This is a genomic window from Candidatus Melainabacteria bacterium (assembly GCA_003963305.1).
In the GTDB taxonomy this organism is placed as follows: domain Bacteria; phylum Cyanobacteriota; class Vampirovibrionia; order Obscuribacterales; family Obscuribacteraceae; genus PALSA-1081.
In genome coordinates this window covers 160,904-185,455 of record RXJR01000008.1, presented here as the reverse complement: position 1 = coordinate 185,455, position 24,552 = coordinate 160,904, and the positions used below count along the sequence as shown (strand labels likewise).

Genomic DNA, 24,552 nt, shown 5'->3' with positions numbered 1-24,552 from the left:
TTGAATAGGGTTCACTAAGGTTGCCCGATAAAGTGCCAAATCAAGACACGACACAAAACTTCGTCAGGGACGGTTTCACCTGGCTGGGTTATTTGTTGATTGGCAGCTCGACCTACACGATTTCGTGTTTCGGTCCATTTATGCCATTTTTACGCTCAGAATTGCATCTGACTTATACGGTCGGGGCGCTGCACTTCAGCGCCTGGGCGATCGGTGTGCTTCTAGCCGGGTTGAGCGGCGACAAGAGCATGCAAAGATTCGGCCGCCAAAAGGTAATCTGGTCAGGCAGTGCGGGAATCTGCCTTGGTATTCTTTTGATTATTGTGAGCAGAAATCCCATATTCACCATATTCGGTGCGCTGCTGGGTGGATTCTCGGGCAGCACGATGGGTCAAACGATCAATACCATTCTCTCTGACAGATTCGGCTCACAAAGAGCAATCGCCATCACTGAAGCCAATATTATTGGCAGCATCAGTTGCTTTCTCGCGCCGTTAGCCGTCAGCACGTCAATGCGGTACGGCATAAATTGGCGCCTCGCGTTAGCGGTTCCGCTCCTGACGCTGAGCATCTTGTTCCTGACTTTCAGAAAAAGACAAGTACCGGGCTCGGAACCAAAAACAAAGTCAAAAGCGGCAGCAGCCTTACCTCAGGCTTACTGGGCATACTGGATCGTCATTTTGTTAAACGTAGGATGCGAATGGTCGCTGATTTTCTGGAGTGCCGATTTTCTGGAGAAGGTGGTAAAACTGCCCAGAATCGATGCTTCAGCCTGCGTATCAGTGTTTATGGCCGCGATGTTGCTGGGTAGAATCTGCGGCAGTCGACTGACCCGCAATTTCGATATTCACACACTCTTACCGATAGCGGCTGTCACAGCCTTAAGTGGATTTGCTCTCTACTGGCTGGGCAACAACGCCATTCTCAGTGTGATTGGCCTGTTTATCACCGGACTGGGCATCGCAAATTTCTATCCAATGACTCTTTCGGCAGCAATTGCCGTAGCCTCAGACAGAGCCGCCAGTGCCACGTCGCGCATGTCACTGGGCACGGGTTCGTCGATTTTAGTGGCGCCTCTGGTACTGGGATTCATTGCTGACCGCTCCAGTATTTTTGTCGCTTACGGACTGGTGGCAGCGTTGCTTGCGACCTGCACGGTCATGGTATTCGTAGCGAATTCACTCGCTCAGCGCCACGAAGAACAGATTCAACGCCTGGCGACGGAGACAAGTAAAACCTCAGTGAACTAAAGCAATAGCTCGAACTAAACCAGATGTGGTGGGCGTTGCGTGAATACACCGAGATCCATCAATTCTTTGCGCAACTGACCTGCTTCCTTGCAAAGTATGGTGCGCATTCCTAACTGCTTTGGAACGACGAGATTGGTCTCGCGATCGTCGATGAACACGCACTCCCGAGCGGACTTCTGGGTAATACAAAGAGCATTGTCGAAAATTGGCGCCTTCGGCTTGCTCGAACGCATATAGCAGGACGAAAAGAAAAGCGAGAAGTATTTGTATAGCTCGAACTTACCTATGCGGTAAGAATTCAGTTCCAGGGACTCATTGTTGATGGTCGCCATCAAGAATTTCTTCGACGAGGCGATTTCCGCGATCACTTCGATGCGGTCAGAGAATGGCTCGGACTGCGCTCTCATGAATTCCATAAATTCCGATTGATTGAAGGCGCGAGGACGATAAAAGAGAGTCTGATTCAAATAATCCAGGACATTGATAAAACCGCAGTCGAGGTCTTCAGCGAGAGGCTGATGTCGCTTTTCGAACTCTTCATAATCAAAATTGAAGTGCCTGGCAGCCAGCTTTCGGGATTCATGGCCCCAGCCATCTGTCAGTAAAACGCCGCCTACATCACAAAAAACTGTAGTAATTTCGGTCTTTGGTGCCACTTCAAATCCTTCGAGGCGAGGTCAGATACACAATCTAGCGAGCTTTTCGAAGCTTTTCAAATAAGATCGAACTTTGACAACGGAGAAGTGCAACATTAGTTCAAATCAAGAACGGGAACTTACCGGGCAGCGGTTCGGTCAGAGCAGTAACTCACCGGTCAGGTTTCTGAGAAAGAATCGTACGGGTAGCGCTTCAACAGACAAAAACCAATCCAGTCCGAGTTCAGGCCAGGACTTACCAATCAGCGTGTCAACGAAAAAGCGCACGGTCTTTTCATGGTATCACATTCGGTATTACAATCACGAGAACAGAACCCGACTTCGAAGAGAAGCCTGATCGCCCTGGATGCACTGAACTTCTTTCTCGCCGATGTCGTGGGCGGAGTTGGTCCATATCTGGCTGTTTACCTGAAATCTACGTTGAGGTGGGACGCTGGAGCAATCGGAATGGCTATGGCAACTGCGAGCGTCTGCGCGGTACTGTTCCAGACTCCAGCTGGAGCGATTGTCGACCGAGTCGAACACAAACGTGCTGTGATTATAATTTCAGCACTGATAATCGCAGCCGGGTGCCTTCTCCTCGTTGCTTTCCCATGCTTTGCCTGTGTCATTACCGCACAAGCCTTAATTGGTTCGGCCAGCGCCTTTCTGCCGCCGGCAGTGGCAGCAATAAGCCTGGGGCTTGTCGGCCCACATGGATTCGATCGGCGAATCGGACGAAACGAAGCTTTCAATCATAGCGGCAATGTCACAGCAGCAGTGCTATCAGGAGCTGTCAGCAAAGCATTCTCAATTGGGGCGATATTCAACGTCGTAGCCCTGCTCGGTCTAAGCAGCGTCTTGAGCGTGTTGTTTATCAAAAGAAGCGATATCGACCATGCTCTTGCTCGAGGAAGCCAGCATACTGCCGATAATGAGAATCACCGCCCCGAAGGACTCATGCATACATTGCGAGACAAACGCATTGCCATATTTGCTTTGAGTGCGATTCTGTTTCACTTCGCAAATGCTGCCATGCTGCCGCAAGCCGGGCAAAAGGTGGCGGAGACGAAGATCATGGATGCCGGTGTCTGCATGTCAGCCTGCATCATCGTAGCCCAATTTTGTATGGTCCCGGCAGCACTACTGGCCAGCAAATATGCGGCAAGCTGGGGTCGCAAGCCTGTTTTTCTGATTGCGTTTGCATCACTGCCTCTGCGCGCCCTTATCTTCGCTTCCACCAGCAACCCTTACGCCCTGATCGCGGCTCAGATTCTTGATGGAATCGGTGCGGGCATTTATGGCGTTCTCGGCGTCGTCGTAGCAGCCGATCTGACACGCGGCACTGGACGATTCAATGTTGTCCAGGGAATCATCGCTACCGGACTGGGCATCGGCGCAGGATTGAGCAATCTGCTGATTGGCTTTATCGTCAAATTCGCGGGATACAACGCCGGTTTCCTGACCCTAGCAGGCATTTCCATCGCGGCCATGGCATTCTTTCTCTGGTTCATGCCTGAGACAAAGCAACTCTCAGAATGAACCTGAGCGTGTGTATCGCACGACCTGAGCCGTGAAAGCAAACAAGAGTGGATAGCAGTTACGTATGCGTGTCGATCTCCATCGATCTCTCATTTCTCATTTCGCAGAACCTGCTACAGCCGATAGTATTTTAGGGTAAATTTTAAATGTCCGAAAATCCTAAAAGGTAATCCCCATAATCGATTCAATCGATTCGATTCCCAAAATCCAATGTTCATGCGCCACAACCACGTCCACGATTAAAACAAGATCAGCCCCAGAACCACGAAGCCTTGCTCTGCGGCATTCTTACGGCTCGGTGCCTTCTCAGCGCCTTACTCCGAGGTAATTAATTGCGAAAGAAAGTGAATTCGCGAACCGTGAAGGCTCGATTCGCGAATTCAGGTTGAGCAAGAACGAAAAATGCCTTCATTCGTTCATGCTTGCCGGCGCCGACGCGTTACTTGGAGGCGGCGGCTTCCTCGGAGGTCTCGGAGCCGACGGTGACGCTGGCGTTCGCCTTGTTGGTCTTGGTGACGCCCGCTTCGGTGACCGCGACGCTCAGGGTGGCGGCGGCGGTGACGCTGCGGTTGTCGGCGGCGCCCAGAGCGGTCGTGGCGGACTTGGTGGCGGCAGCGAGGCACTCGGTGACGGCGGCGGGGTTGGTGGGGGCGGTTTCGGAGTTCTTCATGGTCTTGTCCTCAGTAGTTGGCGGATGCTGAAGTAGCAAACGCGTTGACATAGGGAACTTCTTTCCAGGCTCAAAACCGACACATGCGAAACCATCACACTGCTCTTCCCGGCTAAACAGGAAGAAAAAACACGCAGATGTAAACGGTCAGAGCTTTGCGGGGGATTGGGCTTATGGAAAGAAGAAGGAAAAGGAGACACTCAACTCTATTGATTTCACTATGCTCAACTCAACCACTTCTGAGCACTTGGATATTGGATCTTTATCAGAATGGCGCATCAACAAACCCGCCTGACAACTCGCTCGCGTGAGGTTATCGCAAAGCACGAATCAAGCGCGCCAGAGAAAATATTGAGCACTCACCTTAGCTGACATCGCGCGAATGCTGTCGATTTTGTGTCTACAACGCTATGCAGTTCAAGAAATAGCTACACAGTTCAAGAGATAATCATCCGATTTTAGAAAGAGTGTCAGTTTAAGACGGCGCTTTTCAGTTTGATTTACACTGAGCATCAAGATGTAGTATCTCTGGCTACAATGAAAAGGCGCTTTGTTTCAATTTAAAATGTAAGAACCCGCAACAACGACATTCTATTGGAACTAAGTGAAAGCATGTCTCATCAATAGAAGGTCCGCGGAGAATTCATAAAGTCCAAACGAGAACTCCTGGAACTCATTAGATCCCGTCAGTTGAGCCGCCACCTCGGAAAAACAAATGACCCACACGCCGATTTCTTCTGACGTTGCTGACGATAGTGCCAGCTCAACAACATTTCCAGAGTACACACTCGACTCACGCCCCTTGTGCCAGGGCATGCCATTTGTGCTCACTGATGCAGCTCATCCGCGCTTCGTACTCAAGCACGGCAGTCACTTTCTGGTCATGGATCAAAGCGCGCTAATTCCTGGTTGCAACACACTTGGTTACGGTTACTACCGGTACGATACCCGCCACATCAGCCAGTGGGAACTGACAATGAACGGCGCTCCTCTGTCGCTGCTTTCCAGCTCAGTCAACGAAGGCTACGCGGGACAATTTCTCTACACCAATCCGCACACCGAACAAACTCCGCAGCAAAAAATCACCATTCAACGCGAGGTCGTATTGGGGGACTTACTGTGGGAGCGTTTGACCCTGCAAAATTTTCACGCCACGCCTCTTGACGTTGAGCTCAAGATGGCGTTCAGTTCAGACTTCGCCGACATGTTCGAAGTGCGAGGTTTGAACGTAGAAAAACGCGGGCAACGCATGATGCCCGTCCCCGGGAAAAACGGGCGCACTCTCTTTCTTGCTTACAGGGGGCTGGATAACGAGCTGCTCGAGACAGTGATCGAATTTTACGGCATTCAACCAGACGAAATAAACGGTGAAGGCGAAGTAACTTTCAAATTGACACTGCCGGTTCACCAAGTCAAGGAAATTCAAATTTGTGTCTCAACCCGCTGGGGTGGGCAGTCTTCAGCTCCCAATGTGCGCAAGACGGGCTATGGCGATGCCCGCCGTGCCGCAGACGAACGATACCGCGAGTGGTGCAACCGTTCAACTATTATTCGCACCGGACATCAACTCTTCGACATGGCTGTAGACAGAGCCTTCCGCGACCTCTACATACTCAGACAGCCAACACCCAAAGGCAACGGTCTTTCGGCTGGAGTGCCCTGGTACTGCGCCTTGTTTGGCCGAGACAGCGCCATAACGGCCTGGCAGGTGCTGCCATTTTTGCCGGATCTGGCTCGAGAGTGCATCGAAGTTCTAGGCGCCTATCAAGGAACCGTAGTCGACGAGTACAGAGCGGAAGCACCTGGGCGCATCATGCATGAGCTGCGCATCGGTGAAATGGCACGCACTAATCAGATTCCACACAGCCCGTATTTCGGAACAGTCGACGCGACGCAGTTATGGCTGTTCGTACTCGGTGAATATGTGGAATGGTCGGGAGATCTGGATTTCGCCACTAAAATGTGGACATCAGCTAAAGCGGCGCTGCAATGGATCGATGACACTCTTACCGAGACAGGCTATCTAGTCTATAAACGTGAAAGTGAAAAAGGACTGGAAAACCAGGGCTGGAAAGATTCCGGCGATTCAGTCATGCACACAAGCGGTCAGTTGGCGAATCCACCGATCGCCTTGTGCGAGGTGCAGGGCTATCTTTACGCAGCCTGGACGACGATGGCTCGCACAGCAAGCCTGCTTGGTCACAAAGAGATATCCGAGTCGCTAACAACCAAAGCTGCACAGCTAAAGGCTAGATTTCAGCGCGATTTCTGGATGGAAGACGAAAATTACGTTGCGCTCGCTCTTGACGCTGACAACAAGCAAGTCGGCGTTATCTCATCAAACCCCGGTCACTTACTGTTTACGGACATTCTCGATGAAGAAAAGGCTAATCACGTAGCAGACAGACTGATGTCCAACGAACTGCAGTCAGGCTGGGGCATCAGAACTCTTTCCAGAAGCACCATCGCTTACAACCCGATGAGTTACCACAATGGATCTATATGGCCGCACGACAACGCCATTATTGCAGAAGGTATGCGCAAGATAGGACGCGTAGCCGATGCTCACAAAATTATGCTGGGTCTGCTCGAAGCGGCGCAGTTCCAGCCAGACTTCCGATTGCCTGAGTTATTTTGCGGATTCGAACGCGACGGCGCATACAGACCAATCGATTATCCTGTCTCTTGCTCACCGCAGGCATGGGCAGCTGGAGCCATTTTTCAATTGCTCAAAACATGCGTCAACTTTCATCCGGATGCTTGCCACAATTTATTGCGCGTCGTCGAACCAAGCCTGCCCGACTGGCTCGACAAATTCACGGTGCAAGGGTTGAGAGTAGGTTCGGCAGTAGTCGGGCTGAGTTTTACAAATCACAACGGCAGGGGAGCCTGTCAGGTCCTGAACAAGTCAGGAAAAGTACGCGTAGTGATAGAGAGCTAGTATGAAAACCGAGAATTGTACAAACAAAAAGGCTGCCAGCAGTGCTGAAATAGCATACGCAATCGAAAGAATTTCCGCAGGAAAAGAGCTTCTCATAGGCTTCGATAGAGACGGAACAATCGTGCCTTATGCAGACCGTCCAGAAAATGCCTTGCTCGATCCGCATGTTCACGAAAGTCTGCGCGAGCTGTCCATCAAACCGGGAGTACTGGCTGGCATTGTCAGCGCCCGCAGCATGGCGCTATTGCGTGGCGAGTTTGATTATCAAAGACTGTTTCTGGCTGGTAATTACGGACTCGAGACAGCGCTGCCAAAGCAAGAACCAGTGGTAAACGACCTGGCAGCAGCGGTCGGACAATCAATGAAAGAGGTACGCGACAAGCTCGCCTCGCTGGCGAGACCGGAGATCAACGCCATAGTGGAAGACCACGGCTACTCGGTGTGTGTACACTGGCACACAGTAGCAGTGGAAGCACGCGAAATTCTGCACCATCACATTGAGCGCATTTCCAACCAGTTCAAAGACCTGCTCTTGCGCGCACAACCAACTAGCTACGAATTCCTTCCCAAAATAGATTGGGACAAAGGTCGCGCTCTGGCACAACTAGACCAGATGGTGCCTGCCGAAAGCGAACGGGCTTACGTCTTCATCGGTGATTCTCCGCCTGACGAACCAGCCTTCGACTGGGTGAATAAACGCGGCGGAGTGACTGTAAAAGTGGGCTCGGGCAGCAGCAACACTTGCTCGCAGTTTCAGGTTGCAGATACAACCGAAATTGCCAAACTGATTATTGCTCTAACTGAAGCAAAATCTCTGCAGCGCTAGCAAACCGATTCTTCAACTCCGGCTGCGTTGCTTTCTGCACTATGGCGGAAAGTTGCTCCGAGACATCGTCACGCACAGAAGCTGGGTTGGAACTGATTATCGCCACTGGGTCTTCGCCAGTCAGCAAGAAGTAAAGACAGGCGCCAAACGCATAGAGGTCACTTTCAGGCACCGGCGCACCGCGGAACTGTTCAGGCGACAAGTAATTGGGCTTACCGACTACTGAGCTGAGAGCGCTTGCGTCATCGCTTTGCCTTGCCACGTTGAAGTCGATCAACTTCAACGTGCCATCTTTACGAAGAATCAAATTATCTGGAGTAAAATCTCGATGCACTACAGGCGGTGACTGAGCATGCAAGTAAGCGAGAATTTCGCACATTTGCCTGGCCAGATTGCGAACCTGCTCCTCGTCCAGCCGGCCTTCCTGCTGCACGATCTGGCGCAGCGATTTGCCGTCAATGTGCTCGAGAACAAGATAAGCCCGATGGTCCTCGACAAAATAATCAACAAGTTTAACGACATTTGAGTGACTCAATTCTTTCAAAAGCCGAGCTTCGTGCTCAAAAGTTTCAAGGGCGCGACGTCTTGCGCTCACATCAACATAAACCGGCAAAAGAAACTCTTTCAGCACGACAGACTGTCCAGATAGAGCATCGTCAGCCAGATATGCAGTGCCCTGCCCTCCCACACCAAGCATCTTCGCCACTGTGTACTGGTTCTCACGCAATGCAGCACCGTCAATCAACGGCTTCAGCTTCTCGCGTTTCGGAGGCGCTGTCAGTGCCTCCATCCAGAGCTCCGTGTAGCTGAAATCACAGGGCGGCTGCAAAGCTGAAATCACTTCTGCTGAACGAGGCAACTCAGGCGCCCAACGTTCGACGGCTCTCAATATTTCCTCTTTTCCGGCCACCGAGCTGATGCTGCCCAGACGCATGCGCATCTTTTTCCCGTCTTTCAATTTGAAAACCAGGCGATGATCGGCGATGGAAGCCTTTCCGGGAGTCTGCTCGAGTCTCAACTGCTCGACCTTTTCCCAGGGACAAATCGCATCCCACATGAAACTGGGCATCATCTGAAAGGTAAACCTTATGCCCTTGCGCGATAACTGAATATGGGTCGGCCTGCACATAGCCACAGCAAAATAAAGCACCAAGATCGCCACCATAGCGAAGAAGACACTCAGTCCATTGTTGACCAGCGTTTGCAGTCCGTACAAGAGATGACTGCCGGGACCGGATCCAAATTCCCCCCCGGCAAAGAGAATATTGCGCATCAGAACCATTGGGGCCCGCATCCCGGCAGGCAATGCCACCGCCACCGTCACCATAGCAAGTGCGGCCACACCGTACAGCGCCCGCCTGAACGGCTGATCAACCTTGCGCATGACACGGGGCACGGTATCTTGTTCTTGACCAAGAACACTTTCGATTTCCTGAAAAGCGCGATAGCGAACCGCCACTGTTTCCTTAGACTTATTGACCTCTTCTTCGAGCTTATCCGGATGCTTTACGTACATCGTGCCGCTCGCCTGCTCAAGCCAGGTTCGACGGTCCGGATAATTTTTGCCGGTCGCCACCGACAGTGGATACAAGAAAGACTCAAGGGCAAACAGAATGCCGCGCTTCCAGGCCTGCCTGAACGTGAGACGATTGCCTCGCAGATCGGCAGTATAGAAATCGGCAAAACCGGCACCTAAAGTCTTGCGAAGCGGAGAGCTGTTGCAAATTGCCAGGTAAAACGGCATGGCGAGAGCGGGAATAACAGTAAGCATCAAGGTCAATGCCACCGAAAATACACTGCCGAGGGCACCAGCAGCAAGCGGATCGAGCTGCAGCGCCGTGCACGCTGCGTCGAAAACGAATGCGCCCACAAAACCACCAGCCGCCGCCTGCAGGGTCAGCAGGCTAAAACCCAACCAGACTGGAAACGCACAACACATCAACCACATACCAGATGCCACCATACCGATGAACATGCTGGTTTCGGCAACGGCGATTATGTTTACAGTCGAACCGGCGACACAGCCAAGTGCTGTAAAAATCATCAAAAACGTGATCAGTCCGCCAATACCACTGACAATTACCAGATCAGCGAAACTTTGAATCAAGCACAGAGACCAGCTTGGACGATAGGGCTTAAGTGAATTCTTACCGGACTCATTCACTTTAGAATCGGGCTTTGCAACCGGATGCGGTATCAATATGGAGTGCTTTTGATCAGACGAAGATTGCGCCGCCTTGAGGTGAATTTCGTCTTGTTTAGATTTCAATTCCACAGGCAGAGTCTTCCTCTAATATCTAGTGTTTTTATTCGTGAACAATACCGGTCGATCGTAGAGGTCTGCCTGCAAATTTTTCAAGCGGGAATCATACGCCTCGTACTTCTCATTATCACCAGTAATTTGGCTTACCAGCCGCTCCGCTTCCAGCGCCTGACGACAGTTAGGGTCCACATTAAGGGCCCAATTAGCATGCTCACGAGCCTGTCTGATTTCTCCAAGTTTGGCGTAAGCCCAGGCCAGGTCCGCATGCAATTCCGGCATATTATGCATAGACTCGAGCAGAAATGGCACTTTCGGTAAAGCAGCCAAGTCGGTGGAAAGAGCGATCGCCTCACGAAAACGCCCCATCTGATTCAATACGAACACATGCTGCTCGCGTCCGGCAACGCCAAGATTAGCCTGGTCAGCCAATTTTGCGTATTTTAGAGCTTCCTCGAGACGCCCCGTCTTGCTGTAGATTTTGGATAATGCCAGATATGATTTTCCCGCATGTTGCTCGGCTTCAGCGATATCGCCTTCCATGAGATAAGCGGTTGAAAGAATCATGTGATTCAATTGACGCATTTGACAGGCAACTTTAATTGCCTGATCAGGTTGATTGGAACGCAAATAGGCTGCTGCTTTAGCCTCAAGAATGTTGTCACGCTTAAGCGCATCTTCCTTGTATTTCTCTGGGAATCCAGGCAACTCGAGAACCCTGAGAGCATCTTCAGGCCGCCCCATTGCAATCAAGATTTCCGCTTTGACAGACCAAAGTGCATCGTAGGTGGACGGCGCAAATGAACCACTACTGGTTTCAAGCACGCGAATCCCGCGATCACAGGTTTCCAGGGCGGCGGGATACTGACCGATCATCGTCTGCACCGCAGCGTGAAATCCGCTAACAAGCGGGCTGTTCGAGTCTAGCTCTCGAAGGAGCACTGCTGCCCGATCTGATTTTCCGTTTACCGCCAGCATAACTGCATCTACGAGAGTAGACATGAGGCGCTTCTCAACCGGCGCACTTCCTACAAAACGCTCCAAACTGGCTACCACAGCAGCTCGACGCTGTGGCGGCAAAGCGGCTCCGGTGGAACTGACTTCAACTGCCATGGTTGGCAAAGCCTGCAAAGCATTGGCTGAATCGAGTTCTCCACACCAGGCAGAAAATATCGATGGTCCTAAGAATACAATTGACTGCGAGCTAATCGGGGAACTCCAGAAGGACTTAAGCCCATTATTTGCGCATACGGCAAGAGCCCCTAGAACCACAACCAGAAACGTTTTCCGAATTGTCGTTTTTGAAAAGCGAGCAGACCTGCTCTTACTCTCGAGCCCTTCCCCGCCTCCCGTCGGATCAGTTCCTTCGGAGATGTTCTGCAAATTCGCCTGAAGATCAGGGACAGGTGAAGGCACGGTGACGTCGAGTTCAGCGGCGTCGGGAGTTGCAGAATCAGGCACGCTGACCGCACCATCGACGTCATCAACTACTTTCAAATTGATCTCTTCAAGCTCATCAATCCGTTTGTCCAAGTCTATGCCTCACGCGCGACAGTAAGCGAAGAACTTAGAGATTGCAAACGAACAATTACTTGCGAGAAATCACTGATTCGATCGCTTTGCTCGGGCTCTGTCATTGCCGCGATCAACTCGTCCAAATCTTCGGGCAGGTCAGGCACCACAGTTCTGGGATGGCAGGCGGAAAGCGGCATCGGATCCCGCCCCGTCAAGAGGAAGAAAAGGCAGGCACCAAACGCATAAACATCACTGCTGGTGGTGGCTTTACCACGTAATTGCTCTGGTGCCATATAAGCCTGCTTGCCAATCAAGGTACCGGTAGCGGTGCCAATGAACTCGTTAGAAGCGCCAAAATCAATGAGAATCAAGGACCCATTGTTATTCAAGACTATGTTGTCGGGACTAACATCCCGATGCACAACAGGCGGATCTTGCCCATGCAAATACCGCAATGAATCCGCCAACTGTAACGCCCAGTCGATTACCTTTGAGGGCGGCTGCAATCCATTTTGTCGAACGAACTGGCGTAAATCTTGACCATTGACGTATTCAAGCAACAAATAATTGCGTCCCTCCTCGACAAAATAATCAACAACTCTGGCGATGTTCGGATGCGAAACCGAAGCCAGAATTTTAGCCTCACGCGACAAATGCTTTTCAGCCAACCGTCGCATTTCCGGGTCAGCATCAGCAGGGACGACCGCTTCCTTGAGAACAAACAATTCATTTTCGTTACGTTGAACAAGATAAATAGCGCTCAGCCCGCCAAATGCCAGTTGCTTCTGAACTGTCAGTCGACCACTCTGAAGCGCTTGCTTCGGCTCCAGAGGCAGAAACGATGTAGCCTTGAACCTCCTGCTCAGCTCTTCCTCCCACATGCGCGTGTAGTTTACGTCCAATCCTTTCATCTCGTTTTGCAGACTACTTTGATAATCCATGAACTCAGGGGTGCGCATGATGCTTGTGCCCCATAGCTCAATGCCGAGCAACAGTTGTTCCAACTCAGACTTCTCAAACGCCTTAGTGTCTAAAACAAGCTTTTTGCCATCAGCTGATCCGAGTAGCAACTTACACGAGTCCGCACTCTGAGCAACTGAAGCCGAGTTGAATTCAGACCAGACATAACCCGCTTTCCTGCCCCGCGTGCTGGCCGTCGAGAATGGCAGCACTATGCCTTCTTTGGACAACTTTATCTGATGGTCGTAAAAGGGCCACAAAATTAGACCAACCAGGGTAGCAAACATTGCATAAGCTATTCCAAGAAAAATGACGCAAAGCCCGATTTGACTATAGAGTGAGTTATGCAGCGCTGGTACGAGAAGAAAAGCAAGCAAAGCTGACAGCCACAACGTTGGGATGATTATGATGAAAAGCCATTTGGCGAGATAAGCCACCGAATAAAACGGTCGCAGCACCAAAGGCTTGTAACTAATTACCAACTGTAGTTCGGCCATATTCTCTCGATGATACAGAGTTCGCCCTCACACTGTTCTACCCCCAAAATGGAACGCGACACCGCACGTTTGCTCTCATGACCGAAGCTGCCAGAGCTAAGAATCCCTGTTCCCCCGTTAAAGTGCGAAAAGTAGCCGAAATAAGGCCAACCGCTTAAAGTGCAAAAAGCCGCTGAAATAAGGCCAGCCCTTAAAGCACAAAAAGCCGCCGAAATAAGGCCAGCCCTTAAAGCACAAAAGCCGCCGAAATAAGGCCAGCCCTTAAAGCACAAAAAGCGGCCGAAATAAGGCCAGCCCTTAAAGCACAAAAAGCGGCCGAAATAAGGCCAGCCCTTAAAGCACAAAAAGCCGCCGAAATAAGGCCAGCCCTTAAAGCACAAAAAGCGGCCGAAATAAGGCCAGCCCCAAAAAGTGCAAAAAGGCGAAGAAGTCACTATGTACGTGCGGCTTGAACCGCATGTACACAGTGACTCCTCCACCTGATCAGTCGCAAGCTACAACGTCAACCGGCTGCCAGGGCTGCTCCGGGCTCTCGCGCTTATAGACACGAGTGTGAGCATTGGGCAACGCGCTCGCCTCATAACTGGCGTGCACATGGTCGTCTGCATGCCCCTCCAACTCGCGCTGGATAGCCAGAAAGACGACGAGGTGGCAGACGATCAACTTGTTGCCGGGCAGCTTCGAAATATCGCTAAGCCCGTCAGAGACACGAGCGAACAGCTGCGGGTAGTTCTCGCCACCGGGAGGGGCATAGTCTAACGGTCCCTCCGCCAGAAAACGAGCATACTCTTCAGGGTGCAACTCCTGTACACCACGATAGGTGATGTTCCAGAAGTCGCCATAGCTCCTCTTGTCGAAGCGTCGATCTTCAGCCAAAAGAACAGGGTAAGGCAGCTCCTGCGCCAGGTGTTCACCTGACTGACGAGTGCGCCTGTACCCCGAGACAATGATGCGACCCAGTGGATTGTCTTTCGTAAACAGTCGGGCGAGCCACTTCCCAACTTTCACGATTTGCTGCACACCAAGGTCGGTAAGCGTCACGGTTTCATCGGAGCCTGACACCTCGTAGAACAGTCCATCAGCCTGTTTTTCCACAAGGACGTTGGGCAACGTTTCGCCGTGACGCACCAGAACAAGATATTCGGCCATAGGCTGGTCCTTCTCGAAATTAGGGGAGGAGGGCGCTCAGAGTGCACACCGGATGTGGTGTCACCTGTCGCCCTTCTTCTTGGACTTCTTTTTGCTCTTGCTGGTCTTCCGCTTCTTGTTTTTCTTCTTGCCTTTGCCGGAAGCAGAGTCAGATGAGCTGCAAGTAGGACCACAACTGGAGGAGCTGACGACCGCAGTCGTCGTCCCTTCCGGTCTAACCGGAGTCGGCTTACCGTCAGGGTCTACGGAGACGTAGACCGCTTCACCCTCGGTGACCGGGATGAAGACGCCCTTGCGCTGAGCGGCGACGACGATGCGGGTGGTGATGGAGGTGCGTCCCACCCTGGTCACTTCAGACCAGCAGGTGAGCACATCTCCCACATGAACCGGCTGCTTGAAGACAACCTTGTCGAAACTGATGGTGACGACCCGGTTGGTGGTGACGTCGCGCGTGGCAATCACTCCGGCGGTGTCCATGTGGCTGAGGATGACACCGGCGAAGATGTTTGTGCCGGCCACACTTGTATCCTTCGGGAACATGCCGATACGAACAGCGGGGCACTTGGGCGAGTCGAGAGTGAATTCCGCCACCTTCTTGCGCACCGCTTTCGGTGTCACAGAGCGACCGCTGTCGTGATGGCAGACCGCGCCGCACTTACATGGTTCAGCAGACGTGAGCGGACTGTTGACCGGCACGGGATGCCCGTCATCATCGACCGCAACGTACACCGCCTCACCTTCGGTGACGGGAATGAAGACGCCGCGACGCTGCGCTTCGACGGCGATTCTGGTCGTGATAGAAGTGCGACCGATCTTCGTCACCTCAGACCAGCAAGTAAGCACATCGCCAATGTGGACCGGCTGCTTGAAGACAACCTTGTCGAAACTGACGGTGAAAACACGGTGCTCGGTGACCTCGCGGGCAGCGATTGCACCGGCTATATCCATGTGGCTGAGAATGACTCCGCCGAAGATATTCGTGCCAGTCGCGTTCGTGTCTTTGGGAAACATCCCGACCCGAACAGCTGGACACTTGTGATTCTCGTTCATGATTGACCTCACTGAACTGGACACCGTAGAACAGCATCCGAACGAAGTTAGACAGCGAGCTCGCGCACAGAGCGAAGCTAGCATTGCGCCCTGAATCGTTTGCAAACATCTAAGCGAACACATACGAAGCGCGTCGTAGCGTTCAAGTCAGACTGCAAAATCGGAAGGGCGGTTGTGTGTGAAAAAAATTTGCTGAAAGTTAAAAATCAAAGACGCCCTAAAACTAACGCTCTCAATAAGGCCAAAACAATGACGTTGAAGGAAGTTCATGATTGTTAGCGCGCGCTAGCCTGCTCACCAACAGGGTTTCAAAGGGGATCCGGCGCAGCAAATTCAAACTGCCGACACAAGAAAGAGCCTGAGAAGCGGCACATCAGCGGCTCTAACCAGAGCCGCTTCGCCAAGCCAATTGACAACCAGCAGGACGAAGCCTGTTTCGGCTCTCGCAAGCACCTGACTTCAGAGTTAGCGCAGCTTGTTTCAGCATGCCTTGAGAAACAACTTTCCAGGCGCACCTGGCGAAAATAGAACAGCTCTGTATCCAACCCTGAACTCAGCCTCAAACTCAACAGAGATGACAGATAGAAGCCGACAAAATTTCACTGTCCAATACCAGTGAGAGACTGCGTATAATCTTGTTAGAAACTTTCAAAGAGATGCAAATGACCGGCTTACGCGGAGAACTCCGACACCGATTGATGCTGCGAGTCGATGACCTGCAGCATCCAAAACGCGTGTTGCTGACGCGAGCTTTAGCACTTGCCGAAACCATTCACGAAGGACAGTTTCGCAAACCTTCCAAACAAGATCCAGATCTGCGTGAGCCTTACATCGTACACCCCATGCGGGTTGCTTTGATTTTGTTCGAAGAGCTGGGTCTGAAAGACACAGAAGCGATTTGTGCTGCGATCTTGCATGATGTGGTGGAGGATAGCAACGGTCGAGTCACGACAAGCGATCTCGAGCGCAAATTTGGACGCATAATCGCACTCATGGTCTCGGTTTTGACAAAACCAGCACCCGACAAAAAAATTCCACGTGAGGCGCAACTCAAAACTTATCACGAGAGAATCGCTCAAGCAGCGGTGCCGACGCGTCTTGTAAAACTGGCTGACAGACTGGATAACATGCGTGAATGTTTAACCTGTAATGACCTTGTTTTTCAACAGCGCTATCTTGTCGAAACTCGCACTGAATATCTGCCAATCGCTGAAGCAACCGATGGTTACTTGCACGAAGAACTAACCAGTCTGTGCGACGCGCTAGAAGAACTACTAGCAGCCTCAAATTAACTGCGGATCGGCACGATCAAAGAACTACAGCCGAATGCAGACTGGCAGCATTCATGGGATAAACATTGAGTACTACAGTATCTAGTTAGCAAAAAGAAAAGAAAAAACATAGTCGAGAGCTCCCGGCATCGAGCGGTTTCCCGCCAGACACCAGGAGCATCCCGACTAGTTTTCAAATGCAAGACGGCAAGCCAGACGCATCAAATGCGGTATCAGTCGGGGAAGTGACCGGTACGCGACGGCGCCTGAACCAGGGTGAAGAACTTGCCCTTCGTCCACCCATATTTGGCCGCCAGCTTGTAGAACTTCTCGATGCGAGCCGGCTCTCCAGGCACGTCGACCATGAAGTTGCCGAGGGCAGCCGGGATAGGCAGCATGATCATCATGCCACCATCATTGGCAGCGGAATCGCCATCACGCCCGGCGATGACGATCTTGTCCTCGTCGATGTGATCCCAGCCGAAGCGACCACGGTTGATGTGCATCCAGTAGTGGAAGCTGATGGGCTTACCTGGCTGAGGGCGGTTCAACCACGTCTCATCGGTGACATCGTAGCTGTGATTGACGCCGGTGGCGCGCCCGTCCGCACCGTAGGTGAGGTGAGAACCCACCACGTTGAGCGGATTGACGCCGAGCACCCCAGCCACAGCTCGAGCCAGGTCCTGGTCGCCGTTGGAGACGATCACGACATGCACGCCGAGCGACTCCAGCAGACGGTTTTCCTCGGGCACGCCGGGGAAAACTTTGGCTGCGTAGTGGTGCGCAAATTCCTGCACCTGAGCAACCTTTTCGGCCTCGGTCAGACCGACCTGCGACGGCCAGTAAGCCCCGGACCAGAAGTCCAGAAGGCTTATGCCGTCGCCGCCCTGCTCCTTGCTCTGCCAAGATTCCACGACGTGGTGAGGAGTAGAGTTGGCAAAACGAGGAGCAGCCGTGGTCAATCCCAGGCGATTGGGAATGCGCGCCAGACCGCGAATCAGTCGAATCAGCCCGCGGGCGAGGGCGTGGGGCCGACGCAGCAGGAACTTCTCGATCACCTTCAACTGCGCCGCTGTGAACTTGTTGTTGTCAGCTCGCCACTTGAAGAAAAACGTGAAGATGTCGCCCGCAGCCTGCGTCTTGTCGACATCCTTGAGCCAGAAGATTTCACGACCGGCAGCCTTTTCAGAGGCAACCCACTCGCGAAACTCGGAGCTGTTGAAGAAAGCGATGCGGTCGGCAGTGGTCAACCGGGCGGCGCGAACGTTGTTGCTGTTTTTGCTGCCGCCGGAAATTTCGTAAAGCTTTCGCTGTGCCCGCACCAACGGAGTTTCTTCCATCGCTGCGGGATTCGTTGTTGTCGTCATAAGAATCAGTCCTTGTGTCTGCTAGCAGACAAAGCCGCCCGCTGTGAGCAGGCGGTGGATAGAATGCGATTGCAAGCCGAGCAACGGTTTACAATCGCACCGAATGACCAGCTGGTCAGATGGCAATGACACCACCTGCGGTGAGAACTTCGACGTTCACACCGTGCGCGGAACCAGCCGAGAAATCGACGCCGAAATCGGCGCCGCGCCGGTAGTACCAGACCTTGCCGACACCGTGCACACTGGCCGTTCCGTTCGTGATGTGGACGCCGGTGTCTTCATCAAGGCCGAAAGCAGCGTCCATGTCGAGAGTGGCCAGTGCGACGATGGGGCGGTTGAAGCGGTTGCGCTTCATGTGCGTGTCGAAAAGAATGCGCCCAGTCAGCCCCAGTCCGCGCCCGGTTCGGAGCGAGCCGGCACGGATTGCTCCGTCTGACATGCCTCCTGTGATCATGTAGTTCCCCATGCAGGCCGCGCCAGCCGAGGTACCCGAGACCAACCCACCGGCGCGACTGAATGCACGGAGAGTGGCGATGCCACCGGCACCGAGCTTCTCAACGAGCTGGTCCTGATCGCCACCGGAGATATACACGGCGTCAGTCCCGCTGGGAATGACCGTGTCTGAGACGAACCGACTCAGCCAGCGAGCACCCAGCTTCCAGAGGAAAGAAGCAACGCGTGCTCGAAACAGTGTCGGCGGCTCGAGCACGGTGACATTGCGCGCACCGAGCAAAGCGAACTGCTCGACCACGTCGGCAGCGGCTTCGGACGGAACGCTGCTGGCGTGGGGAATGACGACGATCTTCGCGTCAGAACCGCCAGCCAGTTTCAGAAAAACGGCGAAACAAGTCTTGGACTTGCCGCCAATCAGAAAGAATCCGCCTGAGCGGTTTGAAGTTTGCATGACATAGGCCTCCTTCGGCGCTGTGCGATCAGGCAGCGGTACCGAGCGTGGTATCACTGCCATCGGGGTTGTCGTCAAATTGCAGTGTGCGGCTGGTGGCATAGCCAGGACGGTCAGCGATCAGCTTGCGGATGCAAGCCTTGAGGTCGCCAGGCGTGATGCCGGCGAAGAAGCGCCTTGTCCAGTCGATGCCACCAGGCTCGTTGGCTCGACGCGTTGCATCGCCGCGCGCCGGAGATGATGCTGCCACCTGCACGTCCCAGGCAGGACCGAGCACGCCGCGGAAGAGCAGCAGGGCGCGAGTCGAGTGGAAGGGCGAGGTGACGACGTACAGGGTCCGCGGCTGCAGGTGCCTGAGATAACGAGCCGCCACCAGAACAGCATTGCCGATGGTGTCGCGAGACTCGTCTTCGAGCAGCAGTCGAGAACCGTCAACTCCAGCCTCAACGAGGATGCGCGCCATGAACTGAGCCTCGGTCAAGTCTGACGAGGCAGGGTCAACACGTCCATCTCCCGAGAGAATGAAGGTCCAGGTGGGGTTGGCTTTCGCCAACTTGACGGCCTTGCGGGCTCGTAAAATTGTTGCTGGTCCGCCGCGGCCATCGTTGCTCATGCCTCCACCGAGGACAACAACAATGGGCGTGACTGAATCGCTGTGATCGTGCATGGATGCTCCTAACTACCAGCGGTTCAGCGTTGCAACACTGCCTCTGGCGTACGGATGTTCAAGTTGACCAGCCAAAGCGTTAAACGACTCGCAGCCCACTAGGTGGCAGCCGGTTAAGGTTTTGGTTGGCGGTGAAAGGGTTAGGGTTTAAATATCGGCGAAAAAAACGAAACTGAAGGAATGATTAACCCTAGCGCTAATGGCGCTCGAAAAGCCAGCACAGAACGGTATATAAAAATGCTAGAAGCTCTCTTTTATAGGCTTATTAGAAAATATGTCCTAGCGAAGCTTGCAAAGTGACAGACCCAACCCTGGAAAGATACATGTTTTCCTAACCGCTTTTATAGCCCGTACTAGCACACAATTCAGGCTCCAGAGGCGACCATGGTAAGGCGGAAGAATTGGCAACAACGTTCCTCCGCACACTTACCAACAACAACTGACAGAAAGAAACCTTGACTCACAATAGAGGCTGGTTTTATGTCAGATACAGTTAAAAACGATAGTCTCAACAACTTTGAGACTAATCGCGACCAGGACTTAGGCAAAGCAATCGCAGACGCGGCCAACGCCCTGTCCAAAGCAATTCGTCCTGAAAACGAAGCAACCGGCAGCAAAACTGCCGGCGGCGAGAATAGGAGCAGCACGACTGAGAAAAAGAACTGAGATGAGCAATATTTTGCCAGCACCGGTGGTACCACTACAATATATCCATCATTACCACTACAAGCTACACCATATCTAGTGCCCACCGGATACGGTACTAGACAGCAATCGTCGATAGGCTCATAATCTTCTGGGACCCGGATTAGTACCGAGAACGGAAGGATCTAGCGATGGACATTGCACCTACTGAAACGACCACATCGGCCATTGACGCATTGTTCAACAATACCGGCGTGATCGATATGACACCAGATGCGAAGCCACCAGCCGAGGTGAGACCGCCCTCGACAGAGTTAACCACAACCGTTCAATCAACCGGCTTATCAACGCAGACCCGCGCCGATACTACAGCCAAACATGTAGGTGACGTGCTGGAGAGTCTGGATTTTGCCGCCGTCAGGCTGGAAGGTGCGATGTACCGCATCGGCTACCTGGAGTCTCAGGTAGACAGCATGCAAGAGCAACTGAAGGTGCTGGGTGAGTTCAGAGCCAGAGCGGCCAAAGCTATCTTAATCGAAAGAGAGAACCACGCTCTGCTTGAATCAATCCAAGAATACGAAGAAGAATTGAAAGAGACGCACGAGTTACTGGAAAAGCTGAACAAAAGCAGAACCTGGCAGTTCTTTCGCTGGCTTTTCGGTGTCAATCTTTAGCCTTGAAAGACGCCTGACGGTCCTATCTACCAGGTCAGACCGGTCAACTGCACTTCCTCTCTTGATTCAACCGGAAGCGCCATAAGGGCGTCCTTGTAGTTATGGTCGATATCACAAAGCGGCATCAAGACAAACGCTCGCTCGTTCATGTGCAGATGCGGCACAGTCAAATTTTCATCTCTCACTACTTCTTCACCATAAGTGAGAATGTCCAGGTCTATTAAGCGAGGGCCCCAGCGCCGCGATTCCTCACGCCCCATGCGCTTCTCCAGGTCCTTCAAGCCTTTCAACAATTCCTGAGGCGAAAGTGACGTTTCAAGCTGAATAACTGCATTACAAAAGTCCGGCTGATCGGTGACCCCCCACGGCTTGGAATGATAGAGGCGCGACTTGGCATAAACCTGACCAAAAGCCTCTACTTCGCGCAGAGCATTGCGCAAGTTCTGAGCCGTATCTCCCAGGTTAGACCCGAGACCAATATATGCATAGACCATGCTTATTCGTTCCTGCGTACCAGCGTAACGCTGGGAGTAGCTCCGTTCAATCTTTCAGGCTTGGCGATACGAACAGTCGCCTGCCTGACACGCTGGTCCTGAAAAATCACTTCCAGTACGTCTTCTGCCAACTTTTCAATCAGGTGCCGGGATCTGGTTTGCACAACCGACACGATCGCTTGATTCAAAGTCGAATAATTGATCGTGTCGTCAATGTTGTCTGTCTGAGCCGCTCTAGAGAGATCAACGAGCAGTTCCACGGAAAGCTCCAGCGGCAATTCTTGCTCGCGCTCGGCCGCCGTCACGCCATGTTTTCCGCGAGCGACAATCTTATCAATGCGAATAACATCTACAGGCAAAGATCGGTCCACCGTTTCAGACATCAGCTCTCCCAGCCAGACGGGCGTGTCTGGCGAATTATGGCGTCACTGACAGCTAGAGCTTCTTTGGTTTGCGCGACATCATGAACACGCACAATATCTATTCCTGCCGCCACCGCCAGCGATACCGTAGCAAGCGAACCAGCCAGGCGTTGGTCCACATTTTTGCCGGTCAATTTACCTAAAAATGACTTGCGGGATGTGCCTATCAGGGTAGGAAAGCCCAGCGCAGTCAAGCGATGCAACTGGTTCAAAACTTGCAAATTGTGCTCTGCCGTCTTACCGAATCCGATGCCCGGGTCGAGAATAACATGCTCGTGCTTGAGACCGGCTCTAACTGCCTTTCTCGCCTGATTATCCAGATAACGCAAGACTTCATCAACTACACTGGAAGAGTATTGCGGACGCTCCTTATTGTGCATTACCACCACAGGCAGTGCACGCTCGACAGCTATGGCAAGCAGCTGATCGCTGATTCCCCAGATGGAATTAAGTAAATCCACCTCCAGAGCCTGCTGCAGAACTTCTGGTTTAGTGGTGTCGAGAGAAACAAGAGCGGCGGGCATCTGCTGCCTGAACTGAGAAAGTACAGGCAAAACACGCTTCAACTCTTCGTCTATTGACACCGGTTCATGCCCCGGGCGTGTGGACTGCCCACCAATATCGATGATGTCGGCGCCAGAATCAGCCTGCAGAGAGGCTTTAGCCACTGCATCCGCACAGTTAAGCACCCCGTCTCCAGAGAAGGAGTCCGGGGTGACGTTAACAATTCCCATAATCAGGGTGCGAGATCCCCACGAGTGAGAGAAATCTCGCACACGCAGAGCGCCGCGATGCAGGCGTCTCGACAGATCACTATCGACGGGTTTCAAGCCTAGCATCTGCCCTCATCTATCTAGTGGCAACAAACGCTTGTGCCGCTGTTTGCGATCGAGAGGCGCTCGCGCTCAACGCCATCAAGAGCGTTCCAGAGCGATTTTGCAGCTCTTTCAGCAGCATTTAGAGCCGCTTGCTGCACAGCCTCGTCGGTGCCAACTTCACGGGCAATCTGTTCGAGCCATGTTCTCGCGTGCAAAACATCGAACGATTTGTGCAAAGTAAAGTAGTAGCTGGTCTTATCATCAGCACCATAGTGATCTTTCAGACCGCGCTCTTTTTCAGTGGCCACGCGCGGCACTTGTGATTCGTAGGCATAGAGGGCAGCCAGTGCTTCAGCGGTGGAGCCGTTTGCAACAACATCTTTGAAGGTGGCTATCAGTTGTTCAATTTCTTCAATCGGCTCATGATCTACGATATCTTCGGCACTGGCGCCCATTCCCTGAGCAAAATCAAGCCAGATTTCAGCATGAGAACGTCCGTCACGAGACTGAACACCTTCTTCGTCACCCTTATTTTCAAGAACTACATTACGCAATTCCCCTTCAGGCAAGCGCTTTTGCAGCGTATCGAGATAGTTGGGAAATTCGGCTACATGATGATAGTAATCGCAGGCGTACTCTCTAATCTCATCTTTCTTGAGTGCACCCATGCTCCAAGATTTATAAAAGGGATGGCTGAGCAAATCGTACTTTGCGATTCGCGCGTTCAATTCTTGCGTAAAAGACTCAGTATTCATGAGCACTCCTTTATGACATCCGGGGAGCCTAAATATACCGAACCGGCCGAGCCGAAATCTGCATGACAACACAGCTTCGTCACACTCGATAACGAGCATGGGGAAAGCGCAACATTCGCTTCAAACCAGATTGCTTCAGTTGCTCGTGCCTGGTGCTGCTGCAGTCTGAGGCGCGCCGGGCACTATCGCAGGCGCTGCAACTGCTGAGCTGGAAGCAGGCGAGGTGCGCAGCAATATCTTGACTGCATCCAGTTTGCTGACAGGGTCCAGTCCCGGATCTTTGAAGATCTTGCCAATCACTAAAACGCGTTCCTGACTTAAATCAGCGCTAAAGATGTCGTTATTATCAACAAGCCCAACCGTGTGGGCCCACGACCTGCCTTCTGGGCTGAACAGAGCTTTCGATATATCGCCGTCGTATTTGGTATTCACCATAGTGACAAAACCCTGGGCAAGCGGAGCCGGAGAACTTGCTGGCAGCTGAGGAGCAGCTGCACTTGCTACCGCCTGTGGTGCATACTGAGCCACCTGCTGATTTTTCGAGTGCTTTTTCTTGCCACGCTGCGGCGCAGTCGGTGGCATCTGATTGGCTTGCTGAGGAGGAATGATGGCAGGCATACCGGGCGCGCCGGGTTGACCCACTGCTTGCGGCACGACCGCATTTGGATTAGGAGCAATGTAACCGCCTGCGTATGCCGTCTGGTCGACGCCCCACTGACCGTACCTGAACGGTCGATTGCGCTGGCGAGGCGAATTCAAGGGCTCTTCGTCGGTGTAACCAGCTACTCCCATTGGCATCGGTCCATAACCTGGTGCCCGGAAAAATCCGCTCGAATTGATGCCGCCGTTAACCAGCCGATTCGTCAAGTAGTAGGGGTTGGCGATGTTGTAGATGCTGGTGCCGCCACCGAGAAACATTCGCCCGATCGGATAAATCAAAGACGAACTGAGAGCGTACGGCAGATTGTTGAAATAATACTGAGCGTGAGCTGGCTGCAAGAATGTTGCAAACGACAGTCCAACGCTTACTGCGACAATTGCAAGGGATCTCGGGGTTAATGACCGCTTCATGGTCTGACTCCCAAACGTTCCAACTTAGACCTCTTTGATACCACTAAAAGCAGCACTGTGCCTATTTATTTCAAATAGTTTAAGTTCCTCTTATTGAAACTGCAACATTGCGTGCGCCTCCACCGTGGGGATTGTCCCACGAAAAGTCGATGCGCAGAGAGATCGATAG

At 52.5% G+C, this 24,552-nt stretch carries 23 protein-coding genes and 1 pseudogene; 7 read left to right on the top strand and 17 right to left on the bottom strand.

Features of this window, described 5'->3' with window-relative positions:
• Positions 1–32 precede the first annotated feature (32 nt).
• Positions 33–1,250, top strand: a complete 1,218-nt coding sequence (locus EKK48_09865; protein ID RTL43190.1) for an MFS transporter — start codon at positions 33–35, stop codon at positions 1,248–1,250.
• Positions 1,251–1,264: 14 nt separating this feature from the next.
• Here the strand turns inward: EKK48_09865 and EKK48_09860 are convergent, their stop codons facing one another.
• On the bottom strand, positions 1,265–1,906 hold the full coding sequence (locus EKK48_09860) for an HAD family phosphatase (GenBank protein RTL43189.1): 642 nt from the start codon (positions 1,904–1,906) through the stop codon (positions 1,265–1,267).
• Positions 1,907–2,182: 276 nt separating this feature from the next.
• Here EKK48_09860 and EKK48_09855 point away from each other — a divergent pair, with 276 nt between their 5' ends.
• Positions 2,183–3,427, top strand: a complete 1,245-nt coding sequence (locus EKK48_09855; GenBank protein ID RTL43188.1) for an MFS transporter — start codon at positions 2,183–2,185, stop codon at positions 3,425–3,427.
• Positions 3,428–3,866: 439 nt separating this feature from the next.
• Here EKK48_09855 and EKK48_09850 read toward each other — a convergent pair whose 3' ends face one another.
• Positions 3,867–4,097: a hypothetical protein gene (locus tag EKK48_09850; protein ID RTL43187.1), complete on the bottom strand. Its 231-nt coding sequence runs from the start codon at positions 4,095–4,097 to the stop codon at positions 3,867–3,869.
• Positions 4,098–4,812: 715 nt separating this feature from the next.
• Between EKK48_09850 and EKK48_09845 the strand changes: the two genes are divergently transcribed.
• Complete coding sequence (locus EKK48_09845) at positions 4,813–7,038, top strand: amylo-alpha-1,6-glucosidase (GenBank protein ID RTL43186.1); 2,226 nt, start codon at positions 4,813–4,815, stop codon at positions 7,036–7,038.
• A gap of 1 nt (position 7,039) precedes the next feature.
• A complete protein-coding gene (gene otsB / locus EKK48_09840) occupies positions 7,040–7,864 on the top strand; it encodes a trehalose-phosphatase (protein RTL43185.1) in 825 nt (274 codons plus the stop codon).
• Here the strand turns inward: otsB and EKK48_09835 are convergent.
• The 7 genes and pseudogenes from EKK48_09835 to EKK48_09805 form a co-directional block, all read right to left on the bottom strand.
• The gene (locus EKK48_09835) at positions 7,827–10,139 is read right to left on the bottom strand and encodes a serine/threonine protein kinase (GenBank protein ID RTL43184.1); all 2,313 of its coding nucleotides are present in this window, start codon (positions 10,137–10,139) and stop codon (positions 7,827–7,829) included. The genes otsB and EKK48_09835 overlap by 38 nt on opposite strands.
• Positions 10,140–10,154: 15 nt before the next feature.
• Complete coding sequence (locus tag EKK48_09830; protein ID RTL43183.1) at positions 10,155–11,657, bottom strand: tetratricopeptide repeat protein; 1,503 nt, start codon at positions 11,655–11,657, stop codon at positions 10,155–10,157.
• Between the two features lie 2 nt (positions 11,658–11,659).
• Positions 11,660–13,096 carry a serine/threonine protein kinase gene (locus tag EKK48_09825; GenBank protein ID RTL43182.1) on the bottom strand — a complete coding sequence of 479 codons (1,437 nt, stop codon included), beginning with the start codon at positions 13,094–13,096 and terminating at the stop codon, positions 11,660–11,662.
• Complete coding sequence (locus EKK48_09820; GenBank protein RTL43181.1) at positions 13,075–13,530, bottom strand: hypothetical protein; 456 nt, start codon at positions 13,528–13,530, stop codon at positions 13,075–13,077. Before EKK48_09820 ends, EKK48_09825 begins: the two co-directional genes overlap by 22 nt.
• Before the next feature lie 49 nt (positions 13,531–13,579).
• On the bottom strand, positions 13,580–14,245 hold the full coding sequence (locus tag EKK48_09815) for a histidine phosphatase family protein (protein RTL43180.1): 666 nt from the start codon (positions 14,243–14,245) through the stop codon (positions 13,580–13,582).
• A gap of 60 nt (positions 14,246–14,305) precedes the next feature.
• A complete protein-coding gene (locus tag EKK48_09810) occupies positions 14,306–14,785 on the bottom strand; it encodes an acyl-CoA thioesterase (GenBank protein ID RTL43241.1) in 480 nt (159 codons plus the stop codon).
• 144 nt (positions 14,786–14,929) lie between these two features.
• A pseudogene (locus EKK48_09805) lies at positions 14,930–15,295 on the bottom strand (acyl-CoA thioesterase).
• Positions 15,296–15,930: 635 nt separating this feature from the next.
• On the opposite strand from EKK48_09805, the gene EKK48_09800 reads away from it, so the two are divergent.
• Complete coding sequence (locus EKK48_09800) at positions 15,931–16,587, top strand: HD domain-containing protein (protein ID RTL43179.1); 657 nt, start codon at positions 15,931–15,933, stop codon at positions 16,585–16,587.
• Between the two features lie 212 nt (positions 16,588–16,799).
• Here EKK48_09800 and EKK48_09795 read toward each other — a convergent pair whose 3' ends face one another.
• From EKK48_09795 to EKK48_09785, 3 genes are all read right to left on the bottom strand, one after another.
• Positions 16,800–17,933, bottom strand: a complete 1,134-nt coding sequence (locus EKK48_09795) for a hypothetical protein (protein RTL43178.1) — start codon at positions 17,931–17,933, stop codon at positions 16,800–16,802.
• A gap of 115 nt (positions 17,934–18,048) precedes the next feature.
• On the bottom strand, positions 18,049–18,939 hold the full coding sequence (locus tag EKK48_09790) for a hypothetical protein (protein ID RTL43177.1): 891 nt from the start codon (positions 18,937–18,939) through the stop codon (positions 18,049–18,051).
• Positions 18,866–19,504, bottom strand: a complete 639-nt coding sequence (locus EKK48_09785; GenBank protein ID RTL43176.1) for a YdcF family protein — start codon at positions 19,502–19,504, stop codon at positions 18,866–18,868. The genes EKK48_09790 and EKK48_09785 overlap by 74 nt, the downstream gene beginning before the upstream one ends.
• 480 nt (positions 19,505–19,984) lie before the next feature.
• Between EKK48_09785 and EKK48_09780 the strand changes: the two genes are divergently transcribed.
• Together EKK48_09780 and EKK48_09775 are read left to right on the top strand one after the other, a co-directional pair.
• Positions 19,985–20,170 (top strand): hypothetical protein, encoded by a 186-nt coding sequence (locus EKK48_09780; protein ID RTL43175.1) that lies wholly within the window; start codon positions 19,985–19,987, stop codon positions 20,168–20,170.
• A 170-nt stretch (positions 20,171–20,340) separates the two neighbouring features.
• Complete coding sequence (locus EKK48_09775; GenBank protein ID RTL43174.1) at positions 20,341–20,823, top strand: hypothetical protein; 483 nt, start codon at positions 20,341–20,343, stop codon at positions 20,821–20,823.
• Positions 20,824–20,849: 26 nt separating this feature from the next.
• Here EKK48_09775 and folK read toward each other — a convergent pair whose 3' ends face one another.
• The 5 genes from folK to EKK48_09750 all read right to left on the bottom strand — a co-directional run bounded on the left by folK (position 20,850) and on the right by EKK48_09750 (position 24,383).
• Positions 20,850–21,317 (bottom strand): 2-amino-4-hydroxy-6-hydroxymethyldihydropteridine diphosphokinase, encoded by a 468-nt coding sequence (gene folK / locus EKK48_09770; GenBank protein ID RTL43173.1) that lies wholly within the window; start codon positions 21,315–21,317, stop codon positions 20,850–20,852.
• A 2-nt stretch (positions 21,318–21,319) separates the two neighbouring features.
• Positions 21,320–21,700 (bottom strand): dihydroneopterin aldolase, encoded by a 381-nt coding sequence (gene folB, locus EKK48_09765; GenBank protein RTL43172.1) that lies wholly within the window; start codon positions 21,698–21,700, stop codon positions 21,320–21,322.
• Positions 21,700–22,578: a dihydropteroate synthase gene (folP, locus tag EKK48_09760; GenBank protein RTL43171.1), complete on the bottom strand. Its 879-nt coding sequence runs from the start codon at positions 22,576–22,578 to the stop codon at positions 21,700–21,702. Before folP ends, folB begins: the two co-directional genes overlap by 1 nt.
• A 14-nt stretch (positions 22,579–22,592) precedes the next feature.
• Positions 22,593–23,312 carry a CADD family putative folate metabolism protein gene (locus tag EKK48_09755; GenBank protein RTL43170.1) on the bottom strand — a complete coding sequence of 240 codons (720 nt, stop codon included), beginning with the start codon at positions 23,310–23,312 and terminating at the stop codon, positions 22,593–22,595.
• 135 nt (positions 23,313–23,447) lie between these two features.
• Positions 23,448–24,383: a hypothetical protein gene (locus EKK48_09750; GenBank protein ID RTL43169.1), complete on the bottom strand. Its 936-nt coding sequence runs from the start codon at positions 24,381–24,383 to the stop codon at positions 23,448–23,450.
• Positions 24,384–24,552 lie beyond the last annotated feature (169 nt).

Bases quoted from the DNA above. Each gene is read 5' to 3' on its own strand.
- EKK48_09855 (RTL43188.1), top strand. From the start codon at position 2,183: ATGGTATCACATTCGGTATTACAATCACGAGAACAGAACCCGACTTCG.
- EKK48_09850 (RTL43187.1), bottom strand. From the start codon at position 4,097: ATGAAGAACTCCGAAACCGCCCCCACCAACCCCGCCGCCGTCACCGAG.
- EKK48_09845 (RTL43186.1), top strand. From the start codon at position 4,813: ATGACCCACACGCCGATTTCTTCTGACGTTGCTGACGATAGTGCCAGC.
- otsB (RTL43185.1), top strand. From the start codon at position 7,040: ATGAAAACCGAGAATTGTACAAACAAAAAGGCTGCCAGCAGTGCTGAA.
- EKK48_09825 (RTL43182.1), bottom strand. From the start codon at position 13,096: ATGGCCGAACTACAGTTGGTAATTAGTTACAAGCCTTTGGTGCTGCGA.
- EKK48_09815 (RTL43180.1), bottom strand. From the start codon at position 14,245: ATGGCCGAATATCTTGTTCTGGTGCGTCACGGCGAAACGTTGCCCAAC.
- EKK48_09810 (RTL43241.1), bottom strand. From the start codon at position 14,785: ATGTTCCCGAAGGATACAAGTGTGGCCGGCACAAACATCTTCGCCGGT.
- EKK48_09795 (RTL43178.1), bottom strand. From the start codon at position 17,933: ATGACGACAACAACGAATCCCGCAGCGATGGAAGAAACTCCGTTGGTG.
- EKK48_09790 (RTL43177.1), bottom strand. From the start codon at position 18,939: ATGCCACCAGCCGCACACTGCAATTTGACGACAACCCCGATGGCAGTG.
- EKK48_09785 (RTL43176.1), bottom strand. From the start codon at position 19,504: ATGCACGATCACAGCGATTCAGTCACGCCCATTGTTGTTGTCCTCGGT.
- EKK48_09780 (RTL43175.1), top strand. From the start codon at position 19,985: ATGTCAGATACAGTTAAAAACGATAGTCTCAACAACTTTGAGACTAAT.
- EKK48_09775 (RTL43174.1), top strand. From the start codon at position 20,341: ATGGACATTGCACCTACTGAAACGACCACATCGGCCATTGACGCATTG.
- folK (RTL43173.1), bottom strand. From the start codon at position 21,317: ATGGTCTATGCATATATTGGTCTCGGGTCTAACCTGGGAGATACGGCT.
- folB (RTL43172.1), bottom strand. From the start codon at position 21,700: ATGTCTGAAACGGTGGACCGATCTTTGCCTGTAGATGTTATTCGCATT.
- folP (RTL43171.1), bottom strand. From the start codon at position 22,578: ATGCTAGGCTTGAAACCCGTCGATAGTGATCTGTCGAGACGCCTGCAT.
- EKK48_09755 (RTL43170.1), bottom strand. From the start codon at position 23,312: ATGAATACTGAGTCTTTTACGCAAGAATTGAACGCGCGAATCGCAAAG.
- EKK48_09750 (RTL43169.1), bottom strand. From the start codon at position 24,383: ATGAAGCGGTCATTAACCCCGAGATCCCTTGCAATTGTCGCAGTAAGC.